Consider the following 19300-nt stretch of genomic DNA (forward strand, 5'->3'; position numbering starts at 1 on the left):
CATGCTTCAGCCGGCTTGGCAAAACCAGCGGACATAAAAATGGAGCCCGAAGGCTCCATTCGTTACCGCGGTAATTCAACGATCGCCGGTTAGTTCATTCGACCGTTGAAACATTAATTTTCTTGGGCAATACCGCTTCCCGTTTAGGAATCACGATTTCCAGGACGCCGTTTTTGGACGAAGCCGAAATGGCATCGGGATTGGCAGTATCAGGCAAGCTGAAACGTCTATAAAACGAGCCATAAGTACGTTCCACGCGTTTGTAGCCTTCTTTTTCCGTTTTGCTTTCCGAGCTTTTCTCGCCCTTGATAGTCAACACGCCATCATGCATGCTGATATCGATTTCTTCCGGTTTTACGCCGGGAATATCCGCGTAAATCACAAAGCGGTTTGCTTCCTCTTTGATATCCACGGCCGGCGCCCATTCGGCAGTTGCAGTGGAACCTTCGGCAGCGCCGCGCTCCAATTCTCTTTGCAGTTGACTCAACAATCCCCAAGGTTCATAACGTGTAATAGCCATGATGAAATTCTCCTAGTCGATGAAATTAGCACATTCTGTGTATTCGCTTCCGCATCACTACTTTCGTAAATCATGCGGTCGATGTATTAATCATCTGCAATGCAATACACTTCATCTCCGGATATAGGGATCTTTCGCTTTTTTTCAAGCCTTACAAACTGCTAATTGGAATCAGCCGGATCATCAGTTATCTGAATTTATTGCGCAAATCGCCGCCGCACCGCATAAAAAATACCGACCGGCACCAACAACGCCAGTACAACCCACAGGATATTGCGCTTCATCCATTCCGTGGTATTGCCCTCGACCGCAAAATTGGTCTCCGCCAGCTCCAGCACTCGGCTATCGAGCTGCACATTACTCTGTGTCGATAAGTGCAAACGGATTGTTAACGCCTGCGCGCCGGATGACCCCGGTGTCACGCGCCAACGCCATCTTGCCGTGCCGTCATAATCCGAGAACGGCTCTTGCGGTCCTACCTTGTCGATTTCAAACGCCGCGCCATCAATCTCAGCTTTCATATTGGCCGACACCACACCGGTGATCCCTTGAATCGACGTGCCTTCGGAAGCAGTGGACACAAGTTCGTTCAAAAACTTCGCCAAACGCTTGGTTTCCAGATTCAATGCCACGTCGAAGCTCTCGTATTGCTTCACTTCCGACGGGATTGAAATCATCGAACTGTCCACCGGCAATTTCATCACCACTGGATTCATTACCTTCTTGCTCGCCATCAAATGCAACAACGCATTGATCGAAAAAGGCACGAGCAACAAAACCGCCAACATCGCGACGGGCACAAGAAAGTTAAAATTCAAACCGGATTGAGGTTCCGTTTCACGCATGATTACTCCAGCAATAGTTCGTTTTAGGAGCAAATCATAACATTGTTGGAGAGGAAGCTGAGTAAATCAGAACAGTAAGTTTTGCTGATTATCGAAACTCATCTTAGAAATTTTTTGCAAAACGGCTTGCAGACGGCCAATTTTCTTAATCGCTAAAAACCGCTAAGTAATCAGCAAAAATAAACACGCGATTACGGCTCTGTCCGGTAATCTCACGCAAAATGCCGTGTTCGCGCATTTGCGCAACCAATTCATTCGCCGCCTTGTAACTAAGATCGCAAATTTTCTGAACTTCCTCGATGCGGATGGCGGGGTGCGTAAACAATGCATTCAGTAATCGCTGCGCGCTTGCAGTTCTGCGCCCGAAGCTCGTCTGCAGATTCTGTTCCAAGCCGGCTTTTAAACTAATGATGCGAGACAAGGCGTTCACTGCCAAGTTTGCCGTTTGCTCGATCCCGACCAGAAAATACTTAAGCCATTGTAACATATCGTTTTTTTCACGAACCCACATTAAATTGTCATAATACAGCCCTTTATCCTTCTCAAAATAGCTGGAAAGATAAAGCAACGGTTTATCCAAAATCCCCTCACTCACCAAAAACAGGGTAATCAATAGCCGCCCGATACGCCCGTTGCCATCCAGAAACGGATGTATGGTTTCAAACTGGTAATGCGCGATTGCGATGCGGATCAATGCCGGAACATGAATAGCCCGGTTGTGCAAGAATTGCTCCAAATCCCCCATTAACTCATTGACATATTGGTGATGAGGAGGAATAAACACCGCATCCGCCAAACTATGGCCGCCGATCCAGTTCTGGCTGGTACGAAACTCGCCTGGAAGCTTGTGCTCGCCACGCACGTTCTGCAGCAGAATCGCGTGCGTTTGCCTTAATAAACGTGATGACAAAGGCAATGTTTGCAAATGGCCGATTGCCTGATTCAACGCTTGCGTGTAATTTTGCACCTCACGCCAATCGTTACGGTGCTCGGGCAGAATTTCCGACTCGGGCAGCACCGCTTCCTGAATATTGGTTTTCGTCCCTTCGATACGGCTGGAAACCACCGCTTCCTTGGTGACATGTAATTGAATGAACAAATCGATATTCGGCACCAAGCGTGCAAATGAATTGAGTTCCCCGAGCTTGACCGCCGCCTTCTCCAGCAACAGATTTATCTGCGGCGTTTGCCACACCCATTCATCGTTAATCGTGGATGGCAGGAAATACCGGTATTCATAACCTTTCTGGTAGTGACCGGACTGATACTGCTCAAGTTGAATCGTCATGGCATATCCGTAAGGAAAGTAATATACAAAATCCTTTATATTAGTTTTATAGTCAAAAGTAAAATATAAATGGACTTATGTTACTTTTATCACTTTAGGGCGCTATGATTTTGCATTGTTGCGGCAAAAATAATCTCCACTGGTTGATCGGATGGTTTGCAGAATTGCATTGACCTGACTATACTTGTACATCTTATTGATCATGTTAGATGGGATTTTATGAAAGTCGTCACCTATACCTATGCGCGTAATGCGCTCAAAACCATATTGGACGAGGTAGTTCAAGACGCGGATGTGACGATCATCAGCCGCCGCGATGCGGAGGGAGATGCCGTGGTGATGTCGCTCGACAGCTACAACAGCATCATGGAAACGCTGCACCTGACCGGCAGCCCTGCAAACGCAGCAGCATTGGCCAGAGCCATCGCACAAGACAAAGCCGGAATGGCTCAAGAACATCCGCTGCATTCCACCGATTAATCTTGCGTACCATTCGATTCGTTCCCGATGCCTGGGAAGATTATTTGTACTGGCAGGATCAAGATAAAAAAACACTCAAGCGAATCAACCTGCTGATTACCGCCGCCGCGCGTGAACCATTCGCGGGAATCGGCAAGCCCGAACCCTTGCGCGGCGACCTCTCCGGCTACTGGTCTCGGCGCATCGACGAAGTTAACCGGTTGGTGTACCGAGCGACCGATACCGATCTGGTGATCATTGCCTGCCGCTTTCATTATTAAAGCTCAGAAATCATACATTTATAGAGAAGTCAGCAGGTGTCTTCGCAATGGATTGCACTTAAGAATTCAGGGCAAAGTTAATTCATGGATTAGAAGTGAAAGCTGGCAGTATAATTCGGCTTTATTAAAACTTGCTTTCTTATCGCTTCACTTCTCTGAGTTGAAAGCTAAATAAGAATGCGCTTTTTTGTACTACTTTGATTGAAATAAAATAAACACTCTACGTCATAATTCCAGAAAATCAATTGGAGTAACCCGTATGTCAAATAGCGCACTAAATTTTTCTGGCAAAGAAGCTCTCCATATTAATTTAACAAAGGAATTACTGTTAACCAATTACTTAGCTGATAATCGACCTTGGGTTGTTGCTTATTCCGGTGGTAAAGACTCAACGTTGGTACTGCAATTAGTTTATGAACTGATCTACAGCCTGCAACCATCGCAAAGAAAACCAGTATTCATTATTGCTTCCGATACGAAAGTAGAAGCACCTAATGTTGAAACCTATTTAGATCAGCGCATTTCAGAAATCAATCTGCATGCATCTGCAAATGCCCTGCCTATACATGCAAAACTGGCTCAACCCACTGTAGAGCTTAGTTTTTGGCCTAATTTGATAGGCAAAGGATATCCTCCACCAACAAGGTGGTTTCGTTGGTGTACTTCGAAAATGAAAATCAAACCGGTAAAAGCAGCTATTGAAAATGTAATTACTCAATACGGTAGCGTTATTATACTGCTGGGTACCCGCATGTCGGAAAGCAGTCAGCGTTCAAAAAGCATGAGCAAACGAGAATTAAGCAGTAGAAAACTTAATCCTCATCATGAGATTGCCAATGCTTTGGTTTTATCACCGATCGCCGATTGGTCAAGCGACGAAGTATGGGAGTATCTTTTTACCAATAATCCTCCGCCTTGGGGCGGCAGTCACGACTTTATGCTGAATTTGTATCGGCAAGCGAATGGCGGCGAATGCCCTGTCGTTATGGATCTAAACACACCATCTTGTGGCGGTAGTCGTTTCGGTTGCTGGACATGCACGGTCGTAAGAGCCGATAAATCCATGGAAAGCTTCATAGAAAACGGTGAAGAATGGATGAAACCGCTCAACGATTACAGAAATTGGCTCAAAGTTATCCGTGAAGATAGCTCGCGACGAAGTACAGTGAGAAGAAATGGTACTGATGGTTACGGTCCTTTCATAGCTTCCACCCGCAAGGAAATGCTGCAACGTTTGTTGATGACCGAGAAGCTCGTTAATCTCCCTTTGATTTCGGATGAGGAAATTGTTGAAATTCAGAAACAATGGACAGAGGACTTCGATATTATGGATAGTGCTTATACTATCGCGGAAGAATTTGGAAGGGAACCATGGAAGATATTACACAACATCAACTAAGCGCTGCGGAATTACTCAAATCCTTGGCTAAGGAGCATCAGGTTCCTATAGAAATTGCTGAGCAAATGGCTCATCTCATGGCACGTTATCCGGACTTGAGTTTAACGGGTAGCAGAGCCGAGCTAATCGATGAATTAGAAAAAATCTTAGAGTCGGCTTTCAAAAATAAGGTCGTGGAAGTGGAATGATTTTTAAGACACTCACGCTGCACAATATTTTTTCGTATTATGGCATTCGTACTTTCGATTTAACACCTTCTGCCAATAAACACGGCAATATTGTTGTGATCATGGGGCGCAACGGTTTTGGAAAAACCAGCTTACTCAACAGTGTCAAGTTATTGTTTGGTGGGGTAACCGAGGAATTACGCAATAATGTCCAGCGCGACAGAATGCCTTCTCCTAAAAGCTATATTCGTGGTGACAATAAGGACTGGTGGGGCATTTTGAATCATCGAGCGAAAAGCCAAGGCGACCTGAAATGCTCCGTCTCTGCCATCCTTCTGGATGAAAATAATCGCGAAATAGAAATAGAACGTTCTTGGGATTTACACAACGAAAATTACGAGAGTCAACTTCGCGTAAAAGCGCCAAGAGTTCCTCATTTGATCGATGAGGCTGCCCAGAAATATATCTCCGGATTGCTGCCGAAGGATTATATTCCATTCTTTTTTTTTGATGCCGAGGACATCGGTTATTTAGCCGAAGCCAATCGCAACCAAGTGATTGAAAAGATGGAGCAGCTGTTAAATATTCGCCCCGCAGAGAATCTTAAGGAGTGCTTGAAAGAATTAAGACGAAGAATCGAAAGTAAATACATCGCCAAAGATGTTCATCAACGCCTACAAGAAGCCGAGAATCGTAAAAAGCTAATAGCAATTCAACGTGCTGAACTGCTGTATCAGCAACAAACCCTTAACTCCGATCTTGAAGCACTTGAAGATGAATTGCGCGAAACTCGACAAAAAATCCGATTACTTGGCGGACAAGGAATTATCGAAAACAATGCCAAACTGGAAGCTACCAAAGCAATCGAATTAGCCAATCTGGAAACTGCATTAACCGCGCTCTCCGAAGCATTTGAACGAGATGCTTTTCTAAGGCTGAATGCAAAGCTGATCCAAAAATCGCTCTCGAAAGTCGAGCGCTGCGCTCATAGTCAACAAGGCGCAACTGCGGAAATGCTACAATCGCTTCGAGAACCGCTCAAGGCGATTTTTACCACGCCTCCTTACCCGGAACACCGTTTAGACGACTCGCAAGTGGTCTTTTACCAAAAGCGCATTACCAAGCTGCTCGATTCTCGCGATGTCGATGATGAGGAAAAAAAACCATTTGAACTGGATTCCAGTCGAGCGAGAAAATTGCTGACTGTCCTTGCAGCTTATTCCCCTCAACATCATCCCGAAGCACTATTACACGACGAATTATCTCGTGCCTTGCAAGCCGATCATAAAATTACTGAAATCGACAAAACGTTAGAAGATGTACATCAGCTTTCCGATGAAAATAAACGGCAATTTCAATTGTTGAAAGAGAAGGAAACCCGACTACAAGAAGAGTTTCTGAAATTGAAAGATCACGAACGCAAAATTTTGCACGAGCTGTCGATTATTGATCGAGAAATAAAACCATTGGACGAAGAAACCAATAAGTTACGCAATCAGGCGCGTCAATCCGAACAAGGCCGTGCAAGACTCGATGTGCTGGAAAATATGCAGAAATTATTGGATGCCTATAAACAAACGCTTAAAGAACAGCAGCGCGAAGCACTGGAAAAACATTTCAATCGTCATCTCAATAGCTTATTGGACTCGAATCGCTTAATTGTCAAAACCAAAATTGATGAACTTTTTCAACTGCATTATCTGGATGCTACCGATAATCCGGTTGCGATGAGCAGCATATCCGCCGGAATGAAACAACTTTCAGCCACCGCTTTATTATGGGCGTTAAAAGATGCCTGCGGTAAGCAATTGCCAGTCATTATCGATACCCCTTTGGGGCGTATCGATAAACAGCATCAAGACAATTTACTGACTCGCTATTATCCGCATGCAGCCAAGCAAGTCATTTTGTTGCCAACGGACTCCGAATTGGACGAACGCAAGCATCGTGTACTCGAACCACACATTTATCGGGAATTCCATCTGCATAATCCGGATGGAGAAAATACCGAGATTGAGCTCATAACACCGATTAAGGAGCCTCACCATGGCTGATATTTATACCAGTCATGATGACGAGAATATCGTTGAACAAGTTAAAACTTATGGCTTTCGTACCCCCAAGGCACCGAAATATCGGGTATTGCGATTGGCTTTGGCCAAGTCGTTGTCGATAGAAACACCACCGGATGACGATCTGGATACGCTTATCGGCAGAGGCTCGGAATATTCTTTGGAACAGATTACCGGTTATAGCAAAACGGAACATGGCAGTGTATTGGATTACGACGATGCGGTTCGCGCCATATTAAGCGTTTATCATAATGAAGACTTGTTCGGATCTGATAGTCTTTATAAAAAACTGCTGCAACGACATATTCGGCGTGGATTGAGAGAAATTCGCACCAGTTGGAATCGCAGTCATAGCTTTATTAACTGGTTGCGCGAAGAATTGATTTTACAATCTCCTTTAGATAATGAGAGTACCGACAAAAATACAGTTACGCAGGAAAATCTGGAAGCCGCTTTAAAAGAAATCGGCCTGACAGTACAAATCAAAGAGATCAAGCAAGGCATTCGGCTTAACAAATATGCACTCTATCTAGCGAACATTCATCATCTGGACGTGTTGAAAAAAGGCTTGAGCAAATTATCTTTTCGGCTCGGCGTACCGGATGACAGCGTCACTTTGGAAATCGGCTCGGAAGCGGGTATTGCCAATCTTTATATTCCCAGAGCGCCAGAATTTTGGCGAATTGTTTCACCGCAACGTTTGCATGAGTGGGCTGCAACGGGCCGAACGGAAAAGCTTCCAGTATGGTTGGGCTGTACGATTATGGGTGACGATTTTTCCATGGACCTAGCTGAAGCGCCTCATGTCTTGATTGCCGGTGCAACTGGGAGCGGCAAAACCGTATGTCTGCACAGCATGCTATGTTCGTTGTTGCATACTTTAACACCCAGCCAAGTCCAGTTTGCTTTGATCGATCCTAAAGGTACGGAATTTTCGTTGTACGAAAAATTGCCCAATTTGTTTGGGGAAAAGATTGCCAGAAATATTCTTGAGTCCTCCGAAATTCTTAACACCTTGGTTGACGAAATGGAGAAACGCAATCAACGATTTGTCCAGTTGGGTGTTAGGAATTTCGAAGAAGCAAGTTTGAAAACCTCATTGCCTAGAATTGTTGCTGTGGTAGAAGAATTAGCAGACTTGCTATTGCAATCGCGTGACTTGGAAACTCCGCTTGTAAGACTGGCGCAAAAAGCAAGATCAACCGGCATTCATTTGATTCTTGCAACTCAAAGACCGGATGCGGCCACCTTCAGCGGATTATTGCGCAGTAATATTCCGGTAAGAATTGCGCTACGTGTTCAGAAACATACCGAGTCCAACATTATTCTGGATCAAAAAGGCGCAGAATCCTTGCTGGGTAAAGGCGATATGCTGGTTAAATTAACCGACCGGCCCGATCCGATACGTTTGCACGGCGCTAAACTCACCGATGATGATATTGCACAAGCGATTTCACATTATTGCCAATAACCGAATCAGAAGAGGGAACTAGTAATGGATGAACTTACGATTCATGAATTCAAACCACTGTTCCTAACTCTGGATCGAATTGGGCCTTTTCAGAATATTTATACCATCGATTTTACCGACGCTAACCATCGGTCTTGTAATTTCTACATGATGGTCTCACCCAATGGGCTAGGTAAAACCACCACCTTGGAAATTTTCTCATATCTCATGAGCTTACTCGGACAGAAAAGTATAGAAAGCTATGGTCATGAGGATTTGGATAGACGTGGCGGCCGCGCACAACTCGATTTTTGGGTTAGACTTCACTGGCAGGGCCGAAATATCGGCATTGTATTGTCAGTATTGGCGGGAACGCTCGGCGAAGAAATACTTTTAAAGCCGTGGACACCCGATGAATTGCAAAAGTATAACGCAGAGAGTTGGCATAAATGTGGTTTCCGTAGCCAGGTTATTGGTCGTTACGAAAGTGTGGCACTAAGAAATGATGACTTGTTGCAGGATTTACTGGCGACTTTGCGTACAGCTAGCGAATCGGTAGCGGAAGAGAATTTTCTGCAACCAAGCTTTCATTTGCCGACTGTTTTGTATTTCTCCGCTTATCGGGATATCCCCTATCCGAACAACGAGAGCAACGATTGTATTCAGCATCCTGCACTAGATCAGCGCGAGCGCAGTATCACGACCCCGAATCACTGGAATTATCGTCCTTTGCATGCATTTGAAGCGCATAGCGCACATTGGAAGGATTCGCTGGATAATTTACTGGTTTGGTTGAAGTGGTTGGATAACGGTTCGTTTGAGAAAGCGCAAGAATTAATCAATGAACAAATATTTGTCGGTACCGTAAAAAACCTAAAAGGTGTTCGAAAGAATCCTCCGGAAGCAATTGTCGATACCGGTAACGATCAAACACATCGACTGGACAGACTAAGTAGCGGTGAAAAGAGCTTAACAAATCTGTTTCTGCGTATCGGTGCGCATAGCACTCGCAATACGATCATTCTGATCGACGAAATGGACATTCATTTGCATATTCGTTGGCAACATCGACTTTATAATGCGTTGGAAAATTTAGTGAGAGATAATCCCGGTTTTACGGTGATTATGACCACGCATTCCATTGAAATATTGCGTCGCTTTACTGCCGCCATGGGACAAGAAAGAGAGAAACTTTTTCTTGGCGGAAATCTGATTGAAGAAACTGATTTGAGGTAAAACCATGCCCAGTTTTAAAAAAGTACAAGCAGAATTCGTTGATGACAAATATGAAGGCGGTATCAAAATATTTCTTGAATCGGCGGAAGATGTCCGAATTTTCAGTGAGCATTGGTTTAGCGACAAACAAGACAGATTGCGTTTTGTTAGCGCGGAAGGTGATCAATCAGGGGGTGGCGGTTGTCAGGTTGTTATCAGTAAAGTAAACGAAGCAAATACGCATGACATAAAAGCCTACGGTATCGTGGATCGAGATGTTTTGCTAGCAGATAAAAAGCTTGATTTATTTTGGGAAACTGACGATACGAGATTCCATGCTACTCGACCCTATGGCGATAAAATTTATGTCCTGCGTCGCTGGGAATTGGAAAATTATTTACTCCAGCCGGAGGCATTTTCTACGGAAGTTTCCAAAAGAGTTTCCCGTTCTCCTGCACCGAATATTTCAGCACAAACATTATTGGACCAATCTGAGGATATTATCAAGATAACTGCCCTAACAACAATTTCAGTAACTAACGGTAAAGCATCCCCAAGCCCCGGTTTTGGTAGCCAGTCATCTGGTCAGAGTTTGAATGATGAGATTAGAAAGTATCTGAGGCATCAATTTCCTGTTGATAGTTGTCCAGAAATAGATGACGATTCAAATAGAATTAAAGCATTTGATCAAATTTCTGGCAGTCCAGAGGAAAGATGGAATAAGCTCTCGCGAATTTTGGATGGAAAAAAAAGTTTAATGCGATTATGCCGCCATCTTTCCGAAAGTCTCCAAATTGACAGTATCCGCTCGTGGGAAGAAATGCGTGGTTGCCTTGCCAATGTGATTGCATCGAAAGGGGCAATTGACACTGAACTGATTCATTACATTAATAGCCTTGATAATGTTTAGTTTTACTAAAATCGACCATATCCTCTGAGCGCTTTCCGCGCCACCCGATACCCCGGAAAAACCTTCTCCACCACCGCCCAAAACGCCTTCGAATGATTCATCTCAATTAAATGTGCCAATTCGTGGGTAACGACGTAGTCGATCAAGTGCAGCGGCAATTGGATCAAGCGCCAGTTTAACGTGATGAAGCCGCGGCTGTTGCAACTGCCCCAGCGGGTTTTGGCTTGGGAGAGGCGGAAGGGCGGGGGAGTTAAATTCAATGCCGGAGCGTAGATTGCGATACGCTGCTGGAAACAGTCGATGGCTTGCTGTTGATACCAGTTCATCACAAAGATTTCGATTTGGCGGGGCGTGGGTTCGATGACAAGCGGCTGCAGCGGTTCATGGCCGGATGATTGCGCCATTACGATTTCGCCGGTCGGCTTCAATGCGATGCGCCAGGGTTCGCCGAGCAGGGGATAGGTGGAATCCAACGACCAGTCGAGCACCAAGCTTTTTTTCTCATGCCATTGCGCGAGCTTCTTCGTGATCCAACCGGCTTTTTGCTGCAATACGCTGTCGATATGGGAAAGCGGGGTATGCAACGGCGCGCTGATGCGCAGGCCATGTTGACTGATTTGTAAGCCGATCGACTTGCGCCGGCTGCGGGTGAGGGTGTAACTGATTGCCTGACCGTTAAGCGTAGCGGTTTGTGTTGGCACGGTTACGGTTGTTGCGGATTAGTCTGGCCGATGCGCAGCATCTCAGCCTCGATCCAGGCTTCCACCTGCGCGTTCAATTCCCCGGCTTCCATGCCGGTGGGGTCGATCGGCTGGCCGATGCTGACGGTGATGGTGCCGGGATGTTTGACAAACGAATTCTTGCCCCAAAATTCCCCGGCATTATGCGCGACCGGAACCACTGGCACGTTGGTATGCGTCGCCAGCCAGGCGCCGCCGATGCGGTATTTGCCGCGCTGTCCCGGCGGAATGCGCGTGCCTTCAGGGAACACCACGATCCAGAAACCTTGTTTGATCCGGTCTTTACCTTGATCGACGATTTGTTCCAGGGCTTTTTTCTTTGCGCTGCGGTCAATCGCAATCGGGCTGGTCATCGCCAAACCCCAGCCGAAAAACGGGATACGCAGTAATTCTTTTTTCAAAACCCATACTTGTGGCGGAAAGATTTCCTGAAACGCCAGCGTTTCCCACGCCGATTGATGTTTGGACAGAATAATGCTCGGCGATGCCGGAATGTTTTCTTTGCCGATGATGCGGTAACGCAGCCCGCACAGGTGCCACAGTAGAAACAACATGATGCGCGTCCAGCTCGAGGTGACGCGGTAGCGGTTATGCGGCGACAGCGGGAAACACGCCAGCGTCAGAATCGCATACGGCGGCGTGATGATGAACTGCAGCAGCATATACAGCGCCGAACGCGCAACGGCCGGCCACTTGCTCATTCTTCGCCAACCAGCTCATCGGCCACCGCCGCCAGATCGTCAAAAATCTGCGTGTGCACCGGAATTTCCGTGGAGTCGCGCGTGAACTGCCCATTACCCGTCAACACCAGCACCGGAATTGCGCCGACCGCCGCCGCGGCTTGCAAATCTTTCAACGAATCGCCGACTGCCATGACATTTTTCAGATTGACGCCGTAGCGTTGCACGATTTCCTGAAATAACCCGGTTGCCGGTTTGCGGCAATTGCATTGATCCGCATTGGTATGCGGGCAGAAAAAAATCGCGTCGATGCGCCCGCCTGCGTGATTTACCGCTTTGTGCATCTTGTCGTTGATGGCGTTGTAAGCCGCCATATCGAGCAACCCGCGGCCAATGCCCGATTGGTTGGTGGCGATTACCACGCGGTAACCGGCATGTGTCAACCGCGCAATCGCTTCCAAACTGCCAGGGATCGCAATCCACTCCTCCGGCGTTTTGACGAAAGTTTCGCTGCTCTCATTGATGACACCGGCTTGGTCGAGGATGATCAGTTTCATATCAGGACGCGAGTTTGGAAAGATCGGCGATGCGGTTCATGATACCGTGCAATTGCGCCAATAATGCCAGCCGGTTGTTACGCAGCTTCACATCATCGACATTTACCATCACGTGATCGAAAAACGTATCGACTGGAGTTTTCAGCGTTGCCAGCAGTTGCAGCGAAGCGGTGTAATCACCGGCGGTAAAAGCTTTTTCGGTTTGTGGTTGGATTTCTTGCAACGCTTGATAAAGCGCCTGCTCGTCGGCTTCCTGCAATAAACCGGTATCGACGGTGTCACTAATAGTGCCTTCGGATTTCTTGAGGATATTGCCGACCCGCTTGTTAGCCGCCGCCAGACTAACCGCTTCCGGCAATGCGGCAAACGCCCGCACGGCAGCGAGACGTTTGGGGATGTCGCTGAGCAATTGCGGGTTCAGACTGAGTACGGCATCGACTTCCTGCGGCGTGTAGCCTTGGTCGCGTAAATTGCCAGCGAGACGTTCGTAAACAAACATGTGTAAATCATGTAAATCTGATGTACTTTCACTTGTATTGAATTCTAGTGGATCAAGGATTTCTTTTTTTACTAGATCAACCAATTCATCCAGCTGAAGCGGCAAGTCTTTCTCGATTAAAATTCTTATAACGCCCAATGCATGACGGCGCAACGCAAAAGGATCCTTGTCACCGGTTGGCACTTCGCCAATCTTGAACATATTCACCAAGGTCTCCAGTTTGTCTGCCAATGCCAGGCAAACACCCACCGAGTTACGCGGCAATGTATCACCGGCAAAGCGCGGTTTGTAATGATCTTCGATCGCAAACGCAACATCGTCGCTTAAACCCTCATGCTGTGCATAGTAGCGCCCCATAATGCCTTGCAGTTCGGGAAATTCACCGACCATATCGGTCAGCAAATCCACCTTGGCTAACGTAGCAGCTTCATAAGCCCGATCACCCAGGGTATCTCCATTCAATTGATGACCGATCGCAGTTGCGATATTTCGAACAAAAAACATACGTTTGCCCTGCGTGCCCAGCTTGTTGTGATAAACCACCTTATCCAGTTCAGGCAAGCGTGACTCCAGCGTTTTCTTGCGATCCTGATCGAAGAAAAACTTGGCATCGGCCAAGCGCGAACGTACCACGCGTTCGTTACCGGCGATGACTTGCGCCGGATCGATCGGGCAGATGTTGGAAACCAGCAGGAATTTGTTGGCCAGCTTTCCGTTAGTGTCGAGCAGCGGAAAGTATTTCTGGTTCGCTTTCATCGTCAGAATCAGGCATTCCTGCGGCACTTGCAGGAATTCGGCGTCGAATTGGCCAACCAGCACATTCGGATGTTCGACCAGCGCGGTGACCTCGTCGAGCAGCGCCTCGTCGTCAATCGGTGTCAGGTGTTCATGTGCTGCAGCAGCTGCCAGCTGGCGCGCAATTTCGGTGCGGCGCTCGGCAAAGCTGGCAACAACAGCACCTTCGGTTTGCAGTTGTTGCGCGTAGCTGTCGGCGTTGTGCAGTTCGATCGGGCTGACTTTCGCTTCAAAGCGGTGTCCCTGCGTTTCCCGCCCGGCTTGCAGGCCAAGCACACTGACCGGCACCACATCTGCGCCGTGCAGCGCCACCAGAGAATGTGCTGGGCGCACGAAATGCACGCTTTGCCAGCCGTCCGCCAGCTGATAGGTCATCACTTTCGGGATCGGCAATTGACTGATCGCGTCTTGCAAGGCTTTTTGCAGCCCGTCGGCCAACAACGTGCCTTGCACAACAACGTCCAGAAACAATGTTTCGGCTTTACCATCCAGCGCGCGTTTCAGTTGCGGCACGACCGAGGCATCCGCGCCGAAGCTGGCCAGTTTTTTCAATAGAGGGGGTGTTGCCTGACCTTGAGCGTCCAGGCCGACTTTGACTGGCATCAGTTTTTGCGTAACCGCTTGATCGGCGGCTTGCGCAGCGACACTGGCGATATGCACCGCTAATCGTCTGGGGGTGGCATACGGCGTGACGTCTGCATCGGGCGTGATTAAGCCTTGCACTTTTAAACTCGCGGCGAGTAATTCAGAGAAACTTGTGCCCAGTTGTTTCAATGATTTCGGCGGCAGCTCTTCCACCAGGAGTTCGACGAGCAGGTTTTTTCTCATGATGCAACTTCCTGCATATCGGGCATTTGCGCGACCCACTCGCGCGGCGCCAGCGGGAACGGCGGATTGAGGTTTTTACGGCTGTCGTAATACGCTTTGGCGACTTGGCGCGACAGGTTGCGGATACGGCCGATATAGGCCGCGCGTTCGGTCACCGAAATGGCGCCGCGCGCATCGAGCAGATTAAAAGTATGCGCAGCTTTCAATACTTGCTCGTAAGCCGGTAATGCCAGTTGCTTTGCGATCAGATGATTGGCTTGCGCTTCGTGCTTGCCGAACGCCAGAAACAAAAACTCGGCATCGCTTTCTTCAAAATTGTATTTCGATTGTTCGACTTCGTTTTGATGATACACATCGTGATAACGCAGTCCCTTGGTCCAAGTCAGGTCGAACACGCTTTCCACGCCTTGCAAATACATCGCCAGACGTTCCAATCCGTAGGTGATTTCGCCGGTGATCGGCTTGCAATCAATGCCGCCGACTTGCTGGAAATACGTGAATTGCGTCACTTCCATACCGTTCAGCCAGGTTTCCCAGCCCAATCCCCACGCGCCCAGCGTCGGATTTTCCCAATCGTCCTCGACCAGCCGCACGTCGTTTTGCGTCAGGTCGAATCCCAGTTCGCGCAACGAATCGAGATATAGATCCAGAATGTTTTTCGGTGCCGGTTTCAGCACCACTTGAAACTGATAGTAATGTTGCAAACGGTTCGGATTTTCGCCGTAGCGGCCGTCTTTGGGGCGGCGCGAAGGTTGCACGTACGCCACTTTCCACGGTTCCGGGCCGATAGCGCGCAAGAAAGTGGCGGTATGGCTGGTACCCGCGCCGACTTCCATATCGTACGGTTGTAGAATGGCGCAGCCCTGTTTGGCCCAGTAGCGCTGCAGGGTAAAAATGATTTCCTGAAAGGTCAGTGTCGGCATGAAATGTCGAGTTATATCGTTAAATTAAAAACATGCGGATTTTACCGGGTTTTCTGCGCGGCGCGGAAGGCGGATAACAATCCGATGCTCAATAACAACACCGCCAATCCCAGCACCGGATAATTACCCATGCGCACGTACGGGGTTGCGCCGGTAAACCCTTGCGCCACACCGTGCAACGCCGCTGTGGTGAAAATTTCGATAGCCTCGAGCACGCGTCCGCGCTCGTCGATGATCGCGGTCACACCGGTGTTGGTCGCGCGCAACATGTAACGACCGGTTTCCAGCGCGCGCATTTGCGAAATCTGCAAATGTTGCTGCGGCCCGATCGAACGGCCGAACCAGGCATCGTTGCTGACGTTGACCAGCAGCGTCGCTTGCGGTAGCTGATTGATGATTTCCTCACCGAACACGTCTTCGTAACAAATATTGATCGCTACGCGCTGCCCGGCGATGGCCATCGGCTGTTGATCCAATCCGCCGCGCGAGAAATCCGACAGCGGAATTTGCAGCACTTGAATCACCCAGCCGAACAGCGGCTTGAACGGAATGTATTCGCCGAATGGCACCAAATGATGTTTGCGGTAGCTTTGTTCGGGCGAAGTGCCGAAGCTGAACATGGTGTTGTAATACGCATCGCCGTCTGTATGATCGCGCTCGGCCAGGCCGATCAGCACATCGCCTTTGACACTGCGGGCGTGTTCGGCGATATACGTCAGATACGCTGGTGGCACCACGTCGTTGAATAGCGGAATCGATATTTCCGGTGTCACGATCAACTGGCTGTCACTCTCCAGAATTAGCTGTGCGTAAGTTTCCATTGAATATTCGATCTGATCCGCACGCCATTTCAGATCTTGCGAAATATTCCCTTGCAGCAGACTCACCGTGACCGGCTCGCCTTCGGGTTTTACCCAATCAATTAATTGCAACGCAAAGCCGCATAACCAGATCGTTAGCAAAGCCGCTCCCCAGCGCCAGTTTCTGCGAACATTCTCGATCCAGAAAAATAACAAGGTGGCGCTGAATACGATAATCAAAGAAATGCCATACACGCCGACAATCGGCGCAAAACCTGCCAGTGGGCTATACGGTGCTTGCGAGTAGCCCAGCGCGAGCCAAGGAAAACCGGTAAACAATGTGCCTCGCAGCCATTCGGATAACATCCACAATGCCGCAGCCAATGCTCCCCAAAGCCAGGGCGAGGCTACGCGCAGCCGGGTTAACAGCCACAAACCGCAAGCCGGGAACAACGACAGGTACGCGCATAAAATGATCAATGCCACCACCGCGATCGGAACCGGCATCGCGCCAAAATCGTGCAAACTGACATAAATCCAGGTAACACCGGCGCTAAATAATCCCATGCCGAACCAAAATCCCAATGCGGCATTTTTGATCGGGCTTTGGTTTTTATGACACAATGCCAGCAACCACGCCAACGTCATGACCGGCACCGGAAACAGATAGAAAGGCGCAAAACCAAGTACCGTCAGTGCGCCCGCCAGATAGACCAGCAGCAATTTGAAATAGGGATTCTTCAATGGTGTCTAAGGTAGAAAATGAATCAAAAATACATCGCGGAAATAGTACGCTTCTCCACACGCGGTAACACCTGTGAACTTTCATAAGCTAATATTGTTCTCAGCGTTTGATGAATCATAAAGTATCCTGCGATTCCCGTTCGCATAATTTTTAATCTTGCTTTTCGTGATGACAATCAGTACTACTTATGCTAAATAGCTATTTATTCACTTTATTATCCGGCAATAGTAATCGAAGGCCTTTGTTACAATAGCACCCAGCCTCAAATCGCAGCGATATTAAACGATATGCAAATAGATTGATGAGCTTTAATATATTTCTCTAGCGCTGTAAATAACTGATACGGTTTACCCAATATTCGAAAATCAAACGGATTTCTCATGAAATTTAAACTTCTATATGTGTTATTGCTATCTGGACTTTCTGCCTGCGCGCAGATGCCTGCGAATCAGGCAACAGATAAAAACGGGGAATCCGCCGAGCAAGATGACGAGGGTCATCGAAACCTACCCAAGCAAGAGCTGACGGCCCCGGTCCTATTCGATTTTTTAGTCGGTGAAACCGCATTGCAGCGCGGCAATCTGGATATCGCGGTCAATCGCTACGTAAAACTTGCCAAGACCACGAAAGATCCGCGGCTTGCCAAACGCGCAACAGAAATTTCCCTGCACGCGGGCAATCCCATAGCTGCCGAGCAAGCGGCAACGATGTGGGTTGAGCTGGAACCGGATTCTTCGGATGCTCGCCAAACCATTGCCGCGCTGTTGGTAAATCTTGGCAAACTGGATGCAGCCAAACCGCACCTTGAAAAATTATTGGCATCGCAAACCGATCAAGTCGGCAATGCATTCATGCAGCTCAATCAACTGTTGTCTCGCAATCCCGACAGAGCGGCGACGCTGCGGCTGGTGCAACACTTGTCCCAGCCTTATAAAGACTCACCGGAGGTCCATTTTGCACTTTCGCAGGCCGCCTGGTTCGCCAATCAGCATCAGCTCGCACAAGACGAAATGCAACGTGCCTTGGCGCTGCGCCCAGACTGGGAAGTTGCGGCTGTTCATAATGGCAGAATACTGCAAAAAGCTTCAATCGCCGATGCCAGCAATTTCTACCGCGACTATTTGCAGAAATTTCCTGCCTCCAACGAAGTGCGGATTGCTTACACACGGCTATTGATCGGCAATAACCAGTTGGAGCAAGCACGCGAACAAGTGCAATGGTTATTGGACAAGAATGCATCTGACCCGGAAATTACGCTCGCAACAGGATTATTAGCCGCGGAAATGGGCGATTTCGACGTAACCGAATCGAGTTTCAGAAAGGCATTGGATTTAGGCTATAAAGATGCCAACGCCGTGCATTTTCACCTTGGCCAGATTTACGAAGAAACCGGCCGCGCGGATATGGCGATGCAATCGTATCAAATGGTAAAAAGCGGCAGCCGCTTTCTACCGGCGCAAATCCGCTATGCCGATTTGCTTGCAACCAAGGGCTTTTTAAAAGAAGCGCGGATGCATCTGCAAAACCTGCCGGCCGCCAATGATCAGCAAACGGCGCATTTAATTCTGGCGGAAGCGCAAATCCTGCGCAGAACCAAAGCCCATCAAGAAGTATTCAACTTACTGAACGACGGCTTAAAGAAACTGCCCGATTATCCCGAGTTGCTCTATGACCGCGCCTTGGCTGCCGACAAACTGGGCAAATTCAATATCCTCGAAGGAGATTTACACAAACTGATTCAGCTCAGGCCCGACAACCCCCATGCCTACAATGCGCTGGGGTACAGCTATGCCGACCGCGGCAAGCAATTGCCCGAAGCTCTGAATCTGATCAAAAGGGCTCTGGAACTGTCACCCGAAGATCCCTATATCATGGATAGTCTGGGGTGGGTATACTACCGCATGGGTAATATTGCAGAAGGTCTGAATTATTTGAATCTGGCTTTTGCCGCCAAGCCTGATCCTGAAATTGCCGCCCATTTGGGCGAAGTGCTTTGGATACAAGGCGCAAAAGAAGATGCTAAAAATATCTGGCGCGCCGCTTTGGAAAAAGACCCGGATAACGATGTCTTGCTGGAAACATTAAAAAGGCTTACCAAAAAGAAAATCATCGATTAAGTTTTCATAA

18 protein-coding genes are annotated in these 19300 nt (G+C 48.1%); 9 read left to right on the top strand and 9 right to left on the bottom strand.

Annotation, left to right across the window (positions count from 1 at the left end; genetic code table 11):
• Positions 1-94: 94 nt before the first annotated feature.
• The 3 genes from ACV7NC_RS09700 to ACV7NC_RS09710 all read right to left on the bottom strand — a co-directional run bounded on the left by ACV7NC_RS09700 (position 95) and on the right by ACV7NC_RS09710 (position 2653).
• Entirely contained in the window at positions 95-520 is a 426-nt protein-coding gene (locus ACV7NC_RS09700) for an Hsp20/alpha crystallin family protein (protein WP_458152361.1), read from the bottom strand.
• 197 nt (positions 521-717) lie between these two features.
• Positions 718-1365, bottom strand: a complete 648-nt coding sequence (locus tag ACV7NC_RS09705; RefSeq protein ID WP_458152363.1) for a hypothetical protein — start codon at positions 1363-1365, stop codon at positions 718-720.
• A gap of 145 nt (positions 1366-1510) precedes the next feature.
• Positions 1511-2653: a Fic family protein gene (locus ACV7NC_RS09710; protein ID WP_458152365.1), complete on the bottom strand. Its 1143-nt coding sequence runs from the start codon at positions 2651-2653 to the stop codon at positions 1511-1513.
• Between the two features lie 219 nt (positions 2654-2872).
• Between ACV7NC_RS09710 and ACV7NC_RS09715 the strand changes: the two genes are divergently transcribed.
• The 8 genes from ACV7NC_RS09715 to ACV7NC_RS09750 all read left to right on the top strand — a co-directional run bounded on the left by ACV7NC_RS09715 (position 2873) and on the right by ACV7NC_RS09750 (position 10606).
• Entirely contained in the window at positions 2873-3133 is a 261-nt protein-coding gene (locus ACV7NC_RS09715) for a type II toxin-antitoxin system Phd/YefM family antitoxin (protein ID WP_458152367.1), read from the top strand.
• A 2-nt stretch (positions 3134-3135) separates the two neighbouring features.
• Positions 3136-3393, top strand: coding sequence for a Txe/YoeB family addiction module toxin (locus ACV7NC_RS09720; RefSeq protein ID WP_458152369.1), 258 nt, complete (start codon positions 3136-3138; stop codon positions 3391-3393).
• Positions 3394-3652: 259 nt separating this feature from the next.
• Positions 3653-4792 (top strand): DNA phosphorothioation system sulfurtransferase DndC, encoded by a 1140-nt coding sequence (gene dndC / locus ACV7NC_RS09725; protein WP_458152371.1) that lies wholly within the window; start codon positions 3653-3655, stop codon positions 4790-4792.
• A complete protein-coding gene (locus ACV7NC_RS09730; protein WP_458152373.1) occupies positions 4765-4980 on the top strand; it encodes a DNA modification system-associated small protein in 216 nt (71 codons plus the stop codon). Before dndC ends, ACV7NC_RS09730 begins: the two co-directional genes overlap by 28 nt.
• Positions 4977-7013 (top strand): DNA sulfur modification protein DndD, encoded by a 2037-nt coding sequence (dndD, locus tag ACV7NC_RS09735; protein WP_458152375.1) that lies wholly within the window; start codon positions 4977-4979, stop codon positions 7011-7013. The genes ACV7NC_RS09730 and dndD overlap by 4 nt, the downstream gene beginning before the upstream one ends.
• Positions 7006-8502, top strand: coding sequence for an FtsK/SpoIIIE domain-containing protein (locus tag ACV7NC_RS09740; protein ID WP_458152377.1), 1497 nt, complete (start codon positions 7006-7008; stop codon positions 8500-8502). Before dndD ends, ACV7NC_RS09740 begins: the two co-directional genes overlap by 8 nt.
• A 24-nt stretch (positions 8503-8526) precedes the next feature.
• Complete coding sequence (locus tag ACV7NC_RS09745) at positions 8527-9717, top strand: AAA family ATPase (protein WP_458152378.1); 1191 nt, start codon at positions 8527-8529, stop codon at positions 9715-9717.
• 4 nt (positions 9718-9721) lie between these two features.
• Positions 9722-10606, top strand: a complete 885-nt coding sequence (locus tag ACV7NC_RS09750) for a hypothetical protein (RefSeq protein ID WP_458152379.1) — start codon at positions 9722-9724, stop codon at positions 10604-10606.
• Positions 10607-10611: 5 nt separating this feature from the next.
• On the opposite strand, the gene ACV7NC_RS09755 is transcribed toward ACV7NC_RS09750, so the two are convergent.
• Genes ACV7NC_RS09755 through lnt form a run of 6 tightly spaced genes read right to left on the bottom strand, consistent with a single transcriptional unit; the run spans position 10612 to position 17172 of the window.
• Positions 10612-11307, bottom strand: a complete 696-nt coding sequence (locus tag ACV7NC_RS09755; RefSeq protein WP_458152380.1) for a M48 family metallopeptidase — start codon at positions 11305-11307, stop codon at positions 10612-10614.
• A gap of 2 nt (positions 11308-11309) precedes the next feature.
• Positions 11310-12047: a lysophospholipid acyltransferase family protein gene (locus tag ACV7NC_RS09760; protein WP_458152381.1), complete on the bottom strand. Its 738-nt coding sequence runs from the start codon at positions 12045-12047 to the stop codon at positions 11310-11312.
• The gene (gene gmhB / locus ACV7NC_RS09765) at positions 12044-12583 is read right to left on the bottom strand and encodes a D-glycero-beta-D-manno-heptose 1,7-bisphosphate 7-phosphatase (protein ID WP_307932670.1); all 540 of its coding nucleotides are present in this window, start codon (positions 12581-12583) and stop codon (positions 12044-12046) included. The genes ACV7NC_RS09760 and gmhB overlap by 4 nt, the downstream gene beginning before the upstream one ends.
• Position 12584: 1 nt before the next feature.
• A complete protein-coding gene (gene glyS / locus ACV7NC_RS09770) occupies positions 12585-14705 on the bottom strand; it encodes a glycine--tRNA ligase subunit beta (RefSeq protein ID WP_458152382.1) in 2121 nt (706 codons plus the stop codon).
• Positions 14702-15628, bottom strand: a complete 927-nt coding sequence (gene glyQ, locus ACV7NC_RS09775) for a glycine--tRNA ligase subunit alpha (RefSeq protein WP_458152384.1) — start codon at positions 15626-15628, stop codon at positions 14702-14704. The genes glyS and glyQ overlap by 4 nt, the downstream gene beginning before the upstream one ends.
• 41 nt (positions 15629-15669) lie before the next feature.
• Positions 15670-17172, bottom strand: coding sequence for an apolipoprotein N-acyltransferase (gene lnt, locus ACV7NC_RS09780; protein ID WP_458152386.1), 1503 nt, complete (start codon positions 17170-17172; stop codon positions 15670-15672).
• 381 nt (positions 17173-17553) lie between these two features.
• On the opposite strand from lnt, the gene ACV7NC_RS09785 reads away from it, so the two are divergent.
• Positions 17554-19290, top strand: coding sequence for a tetratricopeptide repeat protein (locus tag ACV7NC_RS09785; protein ID WP_458152387.1), 1737 nt, complete (start codon positions 17554-17556; stop codon positions 19288-19290).
• The last annotated feature ends 10 nt before the right edge of the window (positions 19291-19300 follow it).

Source organism: Nitrosomonas limosa (genome assembly GCF_054188085.1).

What these genes read in the sequence shown, in the direction of transcription:
- ACV7NC_RS09700 (WP_458152361.1), bottom strand. Translation starts at nt 520, where the DNA reads ATGGCTATTACACGTTATGAACCTTGGGGATTGTTGAGTCAACTGCAA.
- ACV7NC_RS09705 (WP_458152363.1), bottom strand. Translation starts at nt 1,365, where the DNA reads ATGCGTGAAACGGAACCTCAATCCGGTTTGAATTTTAACTTTCTTGTG.
- ACV7NC_RS09710 (WP_458152365.1), bottom strand. Translation starts at nt 2,653, where the DNA reads ATGACGATTCAACTTGAGCAGTATCAGTCCGGTCACTACCAGAAAGGT.
- ACV7NC_RS09715 (WP_458152367.1), top strand. Translation starts at nt 2,873, where the DNA reads ATGAAAGTCGTCACCTATACCTATGCGCGTAATGCGCTCAAAACCATA.
- dndC (WP_458152371.1), top strand. Translation starts at nt 3,653, where the DNA reads ATGTCAAATAGCGCACTAAATTTTTCTGGCAAAGAAGCTCTCCATATT.
- ACV7NC_RS09730 (WP_458152373.1), top strand. Translation starts at nt 4,765, where the DNA reads ATGGAAGATATTACACAACATCAACTAAGCGCTGCGGAATTACTCAAA.
- dndD (WP_458152375.1), top strand. Translation starts at nt 4,977, where the DNA reads ATGATTTTTAAGACACTCACGCTGCACAATATTTTTTCGTATTATGGC.
- ACV7NC_RS09740 (WP_458152377.1), top strand. Translation starts at nt 7,006, where the DNA reads ATGGCTGATATTTATACCAGTCATGATGACGAGAATATCGTTGAACAA.
- ACV7NC_RS09745 (WP_458152378.1), top strand. Translation starts at nt 8,527, where the DNA reads ATGGATGAACTTACGATTCATGAATTCAAACCACTGTTCCTAACTCTG.
- ACV7NC_RS09750 (WP_458152379.1), top strand. Translation starts at nt 9,722, where the DNA reads ATGCCCAGTTTTAAAAAAGTACAAGCAGAATTCGTTGATGACAAATAT.
- ACV7NC_RS09760 (WP_458152381.1), bottom strand. Translation starts at nt 12,047, where the DNA reads ATGAGCAAGTGGCCGGCCGTTGCGCGTTCGGCGCTGTATATGCTGCTG.
- gmhB (WP_307932670.1), bottom strand. Translation starts at nt 12,583, where the DNA reads ATGAAACTGATCATCCTCGACCAAGCCGGTGTCATCAATGAGAGCAGC.
- glyS (WP_458152382.1), bottom strand. Translation starts at nt 14,705, where the DNA reads ATGAGAAAAAACCTGCTCGTCGAACTCCTGGTGGAAGAGCTGCCGCCG.
- glyQ (WP_458152384.1), bottom strand. Translation starts at nt 15,628, where the DNA reads ATGCCGACACTGACCTTTCAGGAAATCATTTTTACCCTGCAGCGCTAC.
- ACV7NC_RS09785 (WP_458152387.1), top strand. Translation starts at nt 17,554, where the DNA reads ATGAAATTTAAACTTCTATATGTGTTATTGCTATCTGGACTTTCTGCC.